Origin of the sequence: Streptomyces sp. PT12 (assembly GCF_003311645.1) — a bacterium.
In the GTDB taxonomy this organism is placed as follows: Bacteria; Actinomycetota; Actinomycetes; order Streptomycetales; family Streptomycetaceae; genus Streptomyces.
Genome location: NZ_QEST01000182.1, coordinates 18,367 through 31,220, shown reverse-complemented (window position 1 = coordinate 31,220; position 12,854 = coordinate 18,367). Strand labels below are relative to the sequence as shown.

General features: G+C 75.4%; 10 protein-coding genes and 4 pseudogenes. 5 read left to right on the top strand and 9 right to left on the bottom strand.

Going from position 1 to position 12,854, the window contains the following annotated elements:
- Positions 1–26: 26 nt before the first annotated feature.
- Positions 27–843: pseudogene (locus tag DEH69_RS20150) on the bottom strand (IclR family transcriptional regulator).
- Between the two features lie 465 nt (positions 844–1,308).
- Here DEH69_RS20150 and DEH69_RS32930 point away from each other — a divergent pair.
- From DEH69_RS32930 to DEH69_RS31655, 5 genes and pseudogenes are all read left to right on the top strand, one after another.
- Positions 1,309–1,521: pseudogene (locus tag DEH69_RS32930) on the top strand (ABC transporter substrate-binding protein); the annotation flags it as partial.
- Between the two features lie 88 nt (positions 1,522–1,609).
- A complete protein-coding gene (locus DEH69_RS20145) occupies positions 1,610–2,410 on the top strand; it encodes an NrtA/SsuA/CpmA family ABC transporter substrate-binding protein (protein ID WP_309302883.1) in 801 nt (266 codons plus the stop codon).
- A 131-nt stretch (positions 2,411–2,541) separates the two neighbouring features.
- Positions 2,542–2,763 (top strand): annotated as a pseudogene (locus tag DEH69_RS20140) (ABC transporter permease); the annotation flags it as partial.
- Positions 2,760–3,376 (top strand): annotated as a pseudogene (locus tag DEH69_RS31660) (ATP-binding cassette domain-containing protein); the annotation flags it as partial. The pseudogenes DEH69_RS20140 and DEH69_RS31660, both read left to right, overlap by 4 nt.
- A gap of 30 nt (positions 3,377–3,406) precedes the next feature.
- The gene (locus DEH69_RS31655; RefSeq protein ID WP_258534823.1) at positions 3,407–4,027 is read left to right on the top strand and encodes an LLM class flavin-dependent oxidoreductase; all 621 of its coding nucleotides are present in this window, start codon (positions 3,407–3,409) and stop codon (positions 4,025–4,027) included.
- On the opposite strand, the gene rfbH is transcribed toward DEH69_RS31655, so the two are convergent.
- The 8 genes from rfbH to DEH69_RS20100 all read right to left on the bottom strand — a co-directional run bounded on the left by rfbH (position 3,939) and on the right by DEH69_RS20100 (position 12,847).
- Positions 3,939–5,339 carry a lipopolysaccharide biosynthesis protein RfbH gene (gene rfbH / locus DEH69_RS20130; protein WP_113688383.1) on the bottom strand — a complete coding sequence of 467 codons (1,401 nt, stop codon included), beginning with the start codon at positions 5,337–5,339 and terminating at the stop codon, positions 3,939–3,941. The two genes, DEH69_RS31655 and rfbH, sit on opposite strands and share 89 nt — an antisense overlap.
- An 83-nt stretch (positions 5,340–5,422) precedes the next feature.
- Positions 5,423–6,337 (bottom strand): NAD(P)-dependent oxidoreductase, encoded by a 915-nt coding sequence (locus tag DEH69_RS20125; protein WP_113688382.1) that lies wholly within the window; start codon positions 6,335–6,337, stop codon positions 5,423–5,425.
- Positions 6,334–7,344 carry a Gfo/Idh/MocA family protein gene (locus DEH69_RS20120; RefSeq protein ID WP_113688381.1) on the bottom strand — a complete coding sequence of 337 codons (1,011 nt, stop codon included), beginning with the start codon at positions 7,342–7,344 and terminating at the stop codon, positions 6,334–6,336. The genes DEH69_RS20125 and DEH69_RS20120 overlap by 4 nt, the downstream gene beginning before the upstream one ends.
- Entirely contained in the window at positions 7,341–8,672 is a 1,332-nt protein-coding gene (locus tag DEH69_RS20115) for an NDP-hexose 2,3-dehydratase family protein (protein WP_113688380.1), read from the bottom strand. Before DEH69_RS20115 ends, DEH69_RS20120 begins: the two co-directional genes overlap by 4 nt.
- Positions 8,669–9,970: a hydroxymethylcytosylglucuronate/cytosylglucuronate synthase gene (locus tag DEH69_RS20110; protein WP_181727518.1), complete on the bottom strand. Its 1,302-nt coding sequence runs from the start codon at positions 9,968–9,970 to the stop codon at positions 8,669–8,671. Before DEH69_RS20110 ends, DEH69_RS20115 begins: the two co-directional genes overlap by 4 nt.
- The gene (locus tag DEH69_RS31650) at positions 9,967–10,584 is read right to left on the bottom strand and encodes a hypothetical protein (protein WP_181727517.1); all 618 of its coding nucleotides are present in this window, start codon (positions 10,582–10,584) and stop codon (positions 9,967–9,969) included. The genes DEH69_RS20110 and DEH69_RS31650 overlap by 4 nt, the downstream gene beginning before the upstream one ends.
- On the bottom strand, positions 10,581–11,321 hold the full coding sequence (locus tag DEH69_RS20105; RefSeq protein WP_113688378.1) for a trans-aconitate 2-methyltransferase: 741 nt from the start codon (positions 11,319–11,321) through the stop codon (positions 10,581–10,583). The genes DEH69_RS31650 and DEH69_RS20105 overlap by 4 nt, the downstream gene beginning before the upstream one ends.
- A gap of 5 nt (positions 11,322–11,326) precedes the next feature.
- A complete protein-coding gene (locus DEH69_RS20100) occupies positions 11,327–12,847 on the bottom strand; it encodes a glycosyltransferase family 4 protein (protein ID WP_113688377.1) in 1,521 nt (506 codons plus the stop codon).
- Between the last annotated feature and the right edge of the window lie 7 nt (positions 12,848–12,854).

The following is a 12,854-nucleotide window of genomic DNA, read 5'->3' as shown; positions in this document are numbered from 1 at the left end:
CGTATCATCGACCGATTCACGGCCGCTTAATCGCCTCGGGGCACACGGCGTTCGGTCGTGCGGCGGCGCTCGGCCGGGGGCAGCAGCAGCACCTCGATGGCCCAGGCGCAGGCGCGGGCCCTGGTCGAGGAACCACTCGGTGCGCTCGGCGGTGATCAGGTCGGGCGTTCCGCGGAGGGCGAGGGCGAAGCGCGCGGCCTCGATGTGGTCGAGCACGGGAACGGCCACGGTGCGGATGCCGTGCGCGGACTCGCCGTCGTTGACCGCGTAACGCCGCGCGCGCACCTGGTCGAGCTCGGCCGCGAGCCGCGCGGAGTCGACGATGGTGCGGTCGGTGAACGCGGGCAGCGGCGGCAGTGACTCCACGCCGCCCTCGCCGGGGGGCGGCCAGGCGAGCAGCACCTTGCCGAGCGCGGTGGAGTGCAGCGGCCTGCGCGGGCCGACGCGCGGGGTGACGGAGCCACCGGCCACGATGACGGCGTAGGGCCCGCCGCGCAGCGCCAGGTCGGCGGTGGTGCCCGTGCGTTCGGCCAGGTCGGTCAGCTCGCGCGCGACCAGGTGCGGGCCACGCCGGTGGTAGGAGAGCCGCCCCAGCTCGGTGACCGCGGGGCCGAGCCGGTAACGCGCGGTGCGGTGGTCCTGTTCGAAAAAGCCCGCGTCCAGCAGGGCGCGGGCCAGCCGGTGCGCGGTGGATGTCGAGAGCTCGAGCCTGCGGGCGATCTCCGAGGCGCTGAGGTCGGGCGCGTTGTCGTGGAAGTCGGGCGCGTTGTCGTGGAAGCAGAGCAGGATGTCGAGGGCGGGCCCGACGGACTGCGCGCCGGTCCCCGAAGTCGGCGTCACCATGCGTCCCTTCGTGGGGTGGGGTCGCCCTGCCCCTTCGTGTGCGCGGGGCCGCGAACGTCTCACATGGCGGCATGCGCGCGGCGGCCGCACCGCCCTTGGCAACACCGGGTTCATGTGCGCTCCCACAGGGTGGGACGTTCCTTGGCCGGGCGTTCGCGGCTGTGCCAGGCTCCGGGTCAGCCGCCGGATCGCGTGCGGCGGGAGCCGGAAGGGAGCGGAACGTTGCGCCACACCGCCGTTGTCCCGTGCCCGCTCACGGCCCGCCGCCATGTCGACCTGGGGCGCGTCTCCAGCGCTGTCTGTCGCTGAGCCCCACCCCGCGACGCGCGGGCCCCCCGTGGTGGTCCGCCCGCGCCCGCGGCCCTTCCGGCCCACGCCCTCGATGCGCGGGTGCGCCCCCGCGCCCGCCGCGCGTCCGCCCCGCCCCGCCCCGCCCAGGGGATCAGCTCCTTCAGGGAAGAGTCCATGACACACCCAGCCCTGCCCACGGTCCTGTGGTACACGCGCTGTCCTGTGCCCACGGCGACCGGGATCGCCGCCGACCGCGGGTGGCTGTCCGACGCGTTCGCGCCCGACGGCATCGCGGTCCGCTCCCTCCAGGACGCGGCAACCGACGCCGACGCGGTGCCCCGCGGCACCCACTACACCCACGCCGAGGCCGCCCTGTTCAGGGAGGGCCACCGCACTCGCGTCGGCCGCCGCGCTCGCGGCCCTCACCGGCTGCGGGGACTCCCGGGCGGACACCGGCGACGGCGACGCCCCGACGGTGACCGTCCGCGTTCCCGACCCCGGCAACTCGGGCGCCCTCGCCCTCGGCAAGAGGGACGGCTCGCTCGAGCGCGCCCTCGCCGGTGTGGGCGCCGAGGTCGCCTGGACGGGCAGCGCGGGACCGTTCGCGCCCGCCACCCAGTCCCTCAACGCCGACCAGCTCGACATCGCGACCGGATCCATCACCTCCGGCATCACCGCGCTGTCCCAGAACCCCAGGTTCTCGTTCTTCACCGCCACCGCGCCCGACCCCGCGGGCGAGGGGATCCTCGTCAGGGACGGCTCGGGCATGGAGTCCATCGACGACCTCGTCGGCAGGAAGGTCGCCGTCAACGAGGGCGGGACCGGCGAGTATCTGCTGCTGAAGGCCCTGGAACAGGAGGGCATCGCCCCGGGGGAGGCCGAGCGGGTCTATCTCCGCCCCGACCAGACCGGCGCCGTCTTCACCGCGGGCCAGGTGGACGCCTGGGCGGTGTGGGCGGCGTACTCCGTGGCCGAGATCGGCGGCGGCGAGGCCCACTTCCTGGTGGACGGCGAGGACATCGCGTCCGACAACTACAGCCTCACGGCCGTCAGGACGGAGTTCGCCGAGGAGCACCCCGACGTGGTGCGGGCCCCCTACGCGTACCTGCACGAGGCCAGCGCGCGGCAGCGCGAGGACCCCGAGGCGTTCCCCAACGTCAACACCGAGGTCGGCCCCCAGGCCCTCACCGGCGACGCCCCGCGCGGGCAGGTGGAGTTCGCCGCCCAGGGCGGCACCGTGGAGCCGATCACCGACGCGGACATCGAGCGGTTTTAGGATGTGGCGCGCTTCTACGCCGAGCACGGGGTGACCCGTGACGAGGTGGACGTCGCCGCGCACGTGCTCGATGTGACAACACTGCGATGAAGACCACCGACGAAGTCCCCGGCGTGCGGGCCGCCGAGCGGGCGGGGGTGTCGATGACCCTCAGCGTGATCGCCCTGATCGCCGCCGAGGAGATCAACACCACCGCGGGCATCGGCTACCTGATGGTGCAGGCGGGCGACTTCGCCCGCACCGACATCCTCGCCGTCTGCATCCTGGTGTACGGGCTGCTCGGGCTGTGCCCGGATGTGATCGTGCGCGTGCTCGAACGGCTGCTGATGCCGTGGCGGAGGGCGGTCCGATGAGCGTCGCCGTCCATGTACGCGGGCTGCGCAAGGCGTTCGGCGGGCGGGCCGTGCTCGACGGGCTCGACCTCCCCATCGGCGAGGGCGAGTTCGTGGCGCTGCTCGGCGCGAGCGGCGGCGGCAGCGGCAGCGGCAGCGGCAAGACGACGCTGCTGCGGATCCTCGGCGCCCTCGACGAGGCGGACTCGGGCGAGATCCTGGTGCCGAGGGCGCGCACCACCGTCTTCCAGGAGCCGCGGCTCGTCCCCGCCAAGCGGGTCCTGGCCAATGTGTCGGTCGCGCTCCCCAGGGCCCGGCCGAGCGCGGGCGCAGGGCGCTTGCCGAGGTCGGCCACGAGACGCACGCCCGCGCGTGGCCCACCACCCTCCCCGGCGGGGAGGCGCAGCGCGTGGCGCTCGCCCGCGCGCTGGTGCGGGAGCCCGAACTCCTGCCGCTCGACGAGCCGTTCGCCGCGCTCGACGCGCTGACCCGGCTGCGCATGCAGGACCTGGTGAACGAGCTGTGCCGAGTCCACCGCCCCGCCGTCCTGCTGGTCACCCACGACGTCGAGGAGGCGGTGCGCCTCGCGGACCGCGTCTGCGTCCTGCGCGAGGGGCGGCTCGTCACCGACGAGGTCGTCGACCACAAGGGCCGCTTCTACGAACTGACCGGCGCGGGCGCCTCGTTCGGCGATCCGAGGCCGGTCCAGGCCCCGGAAGTGCCGCTGTGGTTCGGCGGCTCGTCGCCCCCGGGGATCGAGGTGGCCCCCGGGCACATGGATGTCTACCTCACGTGGGCCGAGCCGCCGCGGCAGCTTGAGGAGAAGCTCGACCGGGTGCGGAAGGCCGCCGCCGCGCACGGCAGGACCCCGCGCTTCGGGCCGCGCGTGCACCTGATCGCGCGGGCCTCCGAGGACGAGGCGTGGGCGGCCGCCGACCGGCTGCTCGACGTGACGAGCGAGGCCACCTACGCCCGCCAGCTCGGGGACCGGGCGGGCGGTGAAGGGGTCGGCTGGCAGCGGCAGTTCAGGCAGCACGGCGGCCGGGTCCCGGCGCGGGCCCGCGAGCTGGAGCGGCACCCGAACCTCTGGCCCGGCATGAGTCTGTTCCGGCCGGGTCCTGGCACCGCGGTCGTCGGCTCGACCGCCCAGGTCGTCGAGCGGCTCAAGGAGTATGAGGACCTGGGCGTCGACACGTTCATCCTCTCGGGGAACCCCCTGCTCGAGGAGGCGTACCGCGTCGGGGAGACGATCCTGCCCGCGCTTGGCGCGGCGCCGCGCCCCTGACGCGGCCGCGGGCGCGGGAGCGGACGAACGTGCCGATCTCGTCGACGACATGGTCGAGCATCGCGTCGGTGATGCCGGGGTGGACCCCGATCCAGAGGGTCCGCGCGGTGACGAGGTCGCTGTTCTCCAGGGTGCCTGAGACCCGGTAGGCCACCGAGGCGTACGCGGGCTGGCGGGTGAGGTTGCCGCTGAACAGCAGGCGGGTGCCGATCCTGCGCCCCTCGAGGTGCAGCTGGAGGTCGCGACGGGTGAAGGGGGCGCCGGGCTCGACGGTGATCACGAAGCCGAACCAGCTGGGGTCGCTCCCCGGGGTCGCCTCGGGGAGCAGCAGCCCCGGCAGCCCGTCGAGCTCGGTGCGCAGCCGCCGCCAGTTGGCGCGGCGCCGCTCGCCGAACCGGTCGAGCTTCGCCAGCTGGCTCAGGCCGAGCGCGGCCTGGAGGTCGGTGGACTTGAGGTTGTAGCCGACCTGGGAGAAGACGTACTTGTGGTCGTAGCCGTGCGGCAGGGTGCCGAGCTGCCAGTCGAACCTCTTGTGGCACCGGTCGTCCTCCCCTGGGGCGCACCAGCAGTCGCGCCCCCAGTCGCGGAACGCCTCGACCAGGCCCGCGAGTTCGAGGCTGTCGGTGAGGACGCAGCCGCCCTCGCCCATGGTGATGTGGTGCGCGGGGTAGAAGCTCACGGTGCTCAGATGGCCGAAGTGCCCGGTGAGCTCGCCCCGGTAGCGGGAGCCAACCGCGTCGCAGTTGTCCTCCACGAGCCACAGTCCGCGGTCGCGGGCGAACGCGGCGAGCTCGGCCGCCTCGAACGGGTTGCCCATGGCGTGGGCGAGGGCGATGCCCCGGGTGCGCGGGCCGACGGCGGCGGCGACGCGTTCGACCGTGGTGTTGTAGGTGGGCAGCTCGATGTCGACGAAGACCGGGACCAGGCCGTTCTGCACCAGGGGGTTGACCGTCGTCGGGAAGCCGGCGGCCGCGGTGACGACCTCGTCGCCGGGGCGCAGCCGCCGCTCGCCGAGCTGGGGCGCGGTGAGCGCGGAGACGGCGAGGAGGTTCGCGGACGAGCCCGAGTTGGTCAGGAACGCCTTGCGCAGGCCGAGCCTTCTGGCGAAGGCGCGCTCAAACCTGGGGGCGTGGGTGACGGCGGCGATCCGCAGGTCGACGGCGGCCTCCACGAGGGCCACCCGGTCGTCGGCGTCGAGCACCGCGCCTGAGGGCGTGACGGGGGTGACGCCCGGCACGAACTCCTGGGCGGGGGCGGCGCGGTGGACGGCGCGCACTAGGTCGGAAACGGCGCGCCTCGCGTCATCGGCCATGGCTGCCCTCGTTCATCCTCGCTCCTCTCATCGGTCGTCGTTCATGGGTCGTCGTTCATGGGGCGTCGTTCATGGGGCGTCGTTCATGGGGCGTCGTTCATGGGGTGGCTCGCCCGGGTCCAGAGGTCGCGGAGCGTCCGCTCCGGGGCGCGGCGCGGGCGCCAGCCGAGCCGCCTGGCGCGGGCGATGTCGGCGCACTGCCACGGCGGGCCGCCTGGGCGCACGGACGGCCCGTCGGGCTCGTCGACCAGGACGGCGGGCACGCCGCTCGCCCGCACGAGGCCGCGGACCAGGTCGTCGGTGGCCAGGGCGGTGCCGCTGCCGACGTTGAAGAGGGCCCCCTCAACTCCGGTGCCCGGACCGTGGGGTGCCACGGCGACCACCGCGTCCGCGACATCCCGCACGTCGACGAAGTCGCGGTAGGCCACGGGCCTCGGCAGCGGGACGGTGACCGGGGCGCGGGTGGCCGCGGCCACGCGCAGCCGCCCTGCCAGCCTGCCGAGCAGGCTGGCCGGGTGCGCCCCGGGGCCGAACGCGTTGAACAAGCGCAGGACAACGGCGTCGAGGGAGCCCGCGGCCACCGCGTCGAGGACCCGGGTGGTGGCCTGGAGCTTGGTGTGCCCGTACCGGGTGGCCGGGCCCGTGGGCGAGTCCTCGCGGCAGGGCACGCCGACCCGCGTGGGCGCGTACTCGAGGGACGAGCCGAGGTGGATGAGCCGCGGGCGCGGCCTGGCGGCGGCGACCTCGGCGACGACGCGCTCGGTGAGCACGACGTTGGCCGCGTGCAACTCGCCAGGGTCGCGCGTCCATACGGCGCCCGCGGCGTTGACCACCACCGCGGGGGCGTGCGCGGCGAGCAGGATGTCGAGGGAGCGGCCCGCGGCGGTCTCGGCGCTGCCGAGGGCGACGGGCGACCAGCCCGCGCGGCGCAGGGCCGCGCACACGTGCCGCCCGATGAAGCCGTGTCCGCCGAGGACGACGGCGCCCGACGCCGTCACGCCCTGGCCCCTTCGGCGTGGGAGGCGATGGCGGCGTGGGAGGCGATGGCGTCGACGAGCCGGGCCTGTTCGCGCAGGGCGCGCTCCTCGGCGCGGGCGTCGGACCGCGCGTCGGCTCCGGCCCTGGCCTCGTCGGCGAACGCGCGCAGCCTGTTGCGGAACTGCCGGTCCGGCTCAAGGGCGATCTCGTGCGCCCCGTCGGGGTCATGGAGGACAGCGATGGGGCGGAAGTCGTCGGGCGGCGTGAACGCGCGCTCCAGCACGATGCGCCCGCGGCTGCCCCACAGCTCGTACGCCGAGCGGTAGTGGTGGGTGAAGCCGAACGCCAGCTGCGCGAACGCGCCGCCCGGCGCCTCGAGCAGCGCGGCCCCCGCGGTGTCGACGCCGGTCGCCGGGTCGAGGCGCAGCCCGGCGCCCGTGACGCTCAGCCCCTCGCCCAGGAACAGGGAGGCCGCGCGCAGCGGGTAGACGCCCACGTCGACGAGGGCGCCGCCGCCCAGGCCGGGGTCGTACCGCACATCGTCGGGGGCGCGCGGCGGAACGCCGAACACGGCCCGCACCTCGCGCAGTTCGCCGATCCTGCCGGTGTCGAGCAGGGCGCGCACGGCGGCGTGCTGGGCGTGGTGGAGAAAGGTGAGGTTCTCCCGCAGGACCAGCCGCCGCTCGTGCGCGAGGGCAAGCAGCTCGGCGGTGTCGGCCGCGCGGGTCGTCAGCGGCTTCTCGACCAGGGTGTGCTTGCCCGCCTCCAGGGCGCGGCGGGCCCACGGGGCGTGCAGCCCGGTCGGCAGCGGCACATAGACGGCCTCCACGTCGGGCAGCGCGAGCAGCCGCTCGTAGCCGGGCACCGGCCTGCCGCCGAACCGTTCGGCGAACGCGTGGGCGGTGCGCGGGTCGCGGCTCGCCACCGCCACGAGGTCGATCCCGGGGACGTCGGCGAGGGCCGGGAGGGTGCGCCGCCACGCGATGTCGGCGCAGCCGAGCAGGCCGAGCCCGAGAGAGCGGCTCACTCCGCGTCCCCCGGGTCATCGGGCTCCCCGAGATCAGGGAGGCAGGCGAGCAGCGTGCGGGCCTCGACGTTGACATGGCCGCCGCGGCTGAGCGCCGCGAGGCAGGGCGCGCTGATCCAGCGGAAGCCCTCGGGGGGTGACTCGGCGACCCGCTCCTCGGGCGCCTCGACCACCAGGTAGCGGTTGACGGCGTGGTGGAAGCGGCCGCCCTCCTCCGACAGCAGGACATCGCGGCGCACGCGCGTGGGCGGCGCGCCGAGCACGTCGTCGAGGTAGGGCGGGCGCGGCCCGGGCGGCAGGTCCTCGCTGACCTGGACGGTGGGGCCGATCTCGGCGGCCTCGCGCAGGCCCTGCTGGGTCCTGGCGCAGGCCAGGACCCGCATCGGGCCCGTGGAGCGGGTGACGAGGAACGCGACGATGCCGCGCGCGCAGGGGGCGAGCAGCGGCTGGCACCAGCGCCCGACCTCGCGGCTCTCCGCGGTGACCTCGACCCCGATCACCCGGAAGAACCGCCCCTCCCGGTGGACGATCTCGTCGGCCTCACGGCGCCAGCCGTTCGCCTGGGCCAACGGCACGGTGCGGGCGCGCAGTCGGCGCCCCGCCCTGATCCTGGCCAGCCAGTCGAGGGCATCGCGCGTCTCGGCGACGGGGGGTGCCGCCCGCCCTCGCCCCGTGGGGAAGGACAGGCTGGACAGCACGCTGCGGGCGTCCATGTTGACGACGTTGTCGACGCGCAGGAGGGCGCGCAGCTCGGTCAGCGGGATCCAGCGGTAGCCGTCGGCGAGGGGCACGTCGGCGTCCTGGGGCACCTCGACGATCATGTTGCGGTTGCGCTTGTGCAGGAACCAGCTCGCCTGCTCGGACTGGAGGACATCGACCAGCACCCGGCCGCGGGCGGCATGGGCCCCATGGGTGAAGTAGTCGAGGTAGCGGGTGCGGGCGCCGCGGTGCACGCGGGTGTAGTTGCTGTGGGTCGCCTGCACGGTGGGCGAGAGCTGGACGCCGCCCACGTTGCCCGGCTCGGCCTTGGCCTGCATCAGGCAGTGCGTCAGGCCGCCCGAGCGGCGGACGAGGATGCCGAGGATGCCGGTCTCCGGCTGGTCGATGATCGGCTGGCTCCAGGACGCCACGGGCCCGTGGGGCGCGCTCACCCGCAGCCCGCGCACCGCGAAGAACCGGCCGCTGTCGTGCACGAGGTCGCCCGTGCCAGGGGCGAAGCCCCAGCCGCGCAGCTCGGCGAAGGGGACGCGCCGGACCGCGCACGCGTCCCGCGCGTTCCTGGCGGCGAGCCACGCCCTCGGGTCGTCCGCCGCGACGGACGCGGTCATGACGCCCTCCCCGCGGCCCGGCGCCTCCTGGCCTCGTCGCCCAGGGCGAGCACGCGGGCGGCGACGGTGGCGGCCCCTTCGGTGCCGATCGCGTCGGTGAACGCGGTCCAGCGCGCCGGGTCGACCGTTCTTGCCCGTGCGACGGCCGCCTCGGTGGCGGCGCGCAGCGCGGGCCTGACCTGCCGTGGGTGGGCGGCGGCCCATGCGACGCGGCCGTAGTGGAGGCGGTTGGCGGCTTCCTCGCCCCGAGCGCGGGCGGCGAGCACGCGCTCCTCGTCCAGCACCTCGGGCGGCCAGGGCACGCCACAGCCTGAGCGGGTGGCCGCCTCGTGGAAGCGCGCCTGGAGGATGCCAGCGACGTTCTGCGGGGGCAGCCTGACCAGCGGCACCCCGGTGGCGCCCGCCTCGAGCAGGGACATCAGGCCGGGCTGGGTGAGCACCATCTCGGCCTCGCCGAGCGCCGCGCGGAAGCGGCCGTGCGGCACCATCCCCGCGGTGATCTCCAGGTCGGGCACCGCGGGCATCCCCGGCACCGCCCTGGGGCGCAGCTCGTCGGCCAGGGACGCGGGGACGTTCCCCGCCAGGTGCGCCGATGTGAAGCCGAGCGCGGCCAGCGCCCGCAGCACCGGGGGCACGACGAGCCGTGGATAGGCCAACGGGTCGGTCACCAGCGGCGACCTCAGCCCGCCGAGGGCGATCACGGCGTGCCCAGGGCGGGGCTCGCGGGGCGGGGCGCCGCCGCGCGGGGGCTCGGGCAGGATGCCGCCGACCCACTCGAGCCGTTCGACATGGGCGAGCAACCTCCGGGCCTCGTCGGGGAGTTCGGGGCAGCGTTGGGCGCAGTAGCGGGTGACGGCCCCGGGGAGCCAGTCGCGGTCTCCCATGGTCCACAGGAAGGACAGCACGTCGACGAAGACGGTGCGGACGCCCGCCGCCTCCCAGCTCTTGGCGGCGGGCGCGTCCAGCACGGACAGCGCGACGTCCACGCCCTCGGCGGCGGCCACCTCCGCGTAACGCCGTGGCTCGGCGCCCGAGAGCCCGTACCAGCGCTCGACGGCGATCTCGTCGAGCAGCGGGCGGCCGAGCCCCGAGCTGACGCCGATCAGGCGCACGGGTCCAGGGGCCTGGGCGCGCAGCCGCCCGACGATCGAGTCGAGCAGCCCCGCGCTGCCCCAGCCGAACTCGACGCCGACGACGGCGACGGTCAGCGGCCGCTCCCCGTTCTCCCCGTTCACGTCGTTCACCGCGCTCACCGCGCTCACCGCGTTCGCGCCGTTCACGTCGTTCGCCGCGTTCACTTCGTCCGCCCCGTCGCCGCGACATAGCGCAGGGGCGCGGTCAGCCGCGCGCAGCGCCAGGGGGACGCGCCGTCGGCCAGGGCCGCCTCGGCGAGCCGGTCCGTCGCCTCGGCCAGCTCCCTGGCGCCCGCCTCGTCCAGGCCGCGGGGGAGCACGATCCGCGTCACCCGGGTCAGGGAGTCGAGGCCGCGCAGCATCGGGCTCACCGTCGCGCCGCGGTCGTGGGCGAGGACGACGGGCTTGCGCAGCAGGGACGCCCAGCCCAGCTCGACGGCGACGCCCGCGGACACGGGGCTGCCCAGGTAGGCGCAGACGACGTCGCACGCGAGCATCGCGCGGAAGTCGGAGGGTACGCACTCGCGCGGGGGGAGGCCCGCGGCGCCCCAGTCCTCGTTGTGGTGGGCGTTGAAGACGGCGTGGCCCCGGTCGAGCAGGGCCAGGCGCAGCGTTTCGAGACGGTCGCGCCAGGTGGCGTCCACGCGTTCGCCGTCCGCGACGAGCTGGGCGAACGGCGCGGCCATGAAGATCCGGCAGCTCTCCTCGGGCCAGGGCTCCGGCTGCGGCTCCGACCCCGGCTCCGGCTCGGTCCGCGGGTCCTCGGGGGTGGCGCTCACACGACCTCCATGACGATCTGGCCTGACAGGGGACCGCGCGCGGGGCACCCCCGCGCGTAGTGCACGAACCAGGTGCGCCGCACGGTGCGGCCGCCCCTGGCCATCAGCCGCCGCGCCTCGCGCGGGGTGGTGAGGTGGACGGGCGTGGCGATGACCCGGCCGCGCACGCGGCGGCGCGTCACATAGTCGCCGCCGCCGAGGCCGAGCAGGTCCTTGGCCATGTTCGCGGCGACGGCCCCGACGCCGTACTGGGCCGCGTTGTAGCGGTTGTTGAGGTCGAGCACGGCGCTTCCACCGGGCGCGAGCAGCGCGCCAACGGTGCGCAGGGCGGCGACGCGCGCCTTCTCGGGCATGTGCCCGAGGACATTGCCCAGGCATGTGATCAGGTCGAACCCTCCCGGCAGCCGCTCCCCGCACTGCTCCGCGTCGGCCAGGTCGGCCCTGACGACGCGCGCCCAGGGGACGCCGCGCTTCGCGGTGCGCACCATGCCAGCGCTGCTGTCCGCGAGCCACAGCTCACCGGCGCCGAGCCGCCGCGCGAGGCCCGCGCCCCGCACGCCGGGGCCGCAGCCGATGTCCAGCATGCGGCGCGGCGCGGCGCGGCCCCGGCACACCAGGGCGTCGACCGCGTCGAGATAGGGGCGGCGCTCCGCGGCCACGTCGGCGTCGTAGCGCTCGGCGAGCTCGTGGTAGAACGCGTCCGAGGTGAGCGGGTCGCCGTGCTCGTCGGGGGCCATGGCGCTCACCGCTCGACGGCCCAGGCCGCGGCGAGCTCCCGCGCCTTGTAGTCGGCGTAGGCAGCGACCTCGTCGAGGTCGAAGCGGCCCCACTCGGCGGCCTCCGACAGGGCCGCGTCGACCACGCGCGCCGGGGCGCAGCAGAACGCGGCCACGCACTCCCGCGCCACGTCGTTCAGCCGCGCGACGGCGCGCCCCGCGACGCGGCCCGCGTAGTACCAGCGGCGGCCGCCCCGGCCGTAGGCGAGGAACTCGGGCGGGGCTGGCGCGAGCGCCTCCTCCTCGGCGAGGCCACGCGCGGCCCACTCGGCGTCGAAGTCCGCGGGTGGCCCGCCGTCCCGCTCCGCCACCACGTTGCGGTGCAGCAGGTCGACGAGCTCCGACCATGGCGCGAGCGGGCGGCCGACGGCGGCGGGCGCGAGCGCGCGGTACATCTCCAGGTAGGCGTCGCCCAGCCTCGACCAGTCGAAGCGGCGGGCCAGCTCGCGCCCCGCGGCGATCAGCCGCCGCCGATACGGCTCGTCGCGCCACACGCGTTCGACGGCGGCGGCGATCTCGGCGGGGTCAGGGGCGTCGATGAGATGGGCGCCCCTGTCGCCTTGCAGATACTCGGTGATGCCGCCGACCCGGGTGGCGATGACGGGGCAACCGGCCGCCTGCGCCTCGACGTTGACCAGCCCGCCGCCCTCCGCCAGGGAGGGCACGACCGTCATGGCCGCGCCGCGCAGCAGCCGGGCCGCAGCGTCGAGCGGCACCTCGCCGATGAACCGCACGCGGGCGTCCAGGCCCAGCTCGCCGGTCAGCCGCACGAGGTTGTCCCGCTCGGCGCCGTCGCCCGCGATCAGCAGGTCGAGCTCGGGCAGCCGGGGCGCGAGGGCGTGGAACGCGCGGATGAGGCGGTCGATGCCCTTGGAGACCTCGAGCCGGCGCAGCGCCAGGACATAGGGCCTGGGGTGCGGGTGGGGCCGCGCCTCGGCGAAGTAGGCGTGGTCGATGCCCACATGGGTGACGCCGACCGGCGAAAGCTCCGGCAGCGCCAGGGCGGTCAGGCGCGCCAGGTCCCGCGACGCCGCGGTGACGCGGTCCGCCCGGCGCATCGCCTGGGGCACGAACTCGGCACCGGTGCGCCACACCTTGCCCGGCTCGGGGTCGGTCGGGTCGGGGATGTCCCAGCCGCCCACGGTCATCACCACGGGCGCCCCCGAAGCCCGCGCCGCGATCAGCGCGACGGCGGGCAGCGGGCGGCGCAGCCCGATGACGTGCACGGCGTCGGGCGCGTGGTCGCGCAGCAGGCGGGCGACCGGGGAGACCAGCTCCCTGAACTCGCTCGGCAGGATCGGGCTGGTGACGCGGTGCACGGTCAGTCCGTGGATGTCCTCGGTGGCGGGAAGGTGCTCGGGCCACCGCTTGGTCAGGACGTGGACGTCGTGGCCCTGGGCCACAAAACGCTGTCCCACCTGGTCGATCGGGTCCTGGCAGCCTCCCGTGTTGGGGAGGTAGACGCTGCACACGTACAGAATCCGCATGGATCCC

Coding starts and splice junctions, on each gene's coding strand:
- rfbH (WP_113688383.1), bottom strand. CDS start 5,339: ATGGCCGATGACGCGAGGCGCGCCGTTTCCGACCTAGTGCGCGCCGTC.
- DEH69_RS20115 (WP_113688380.1), bottom strand. CDS start 8,672: ATGACCGCGTCCGTCGCGGCGGACGACCCGAGGGCGTGGCTCGCCGCC.
- DEH69_RS20105 (WP_113688378.1), bottom strand. CDS start 11,321: ATGGCCCCCGACGAGCACGGCGACCCGCTCACCTCGGACGCGTTCTAC.
- DEH69_RS20100 (WP_113688377.1), bottom strand. CDS start 12,847: ATGCGGATTCTGTACGTGTGCAGCGTCTACCTCCCCAACACGGGAGGC.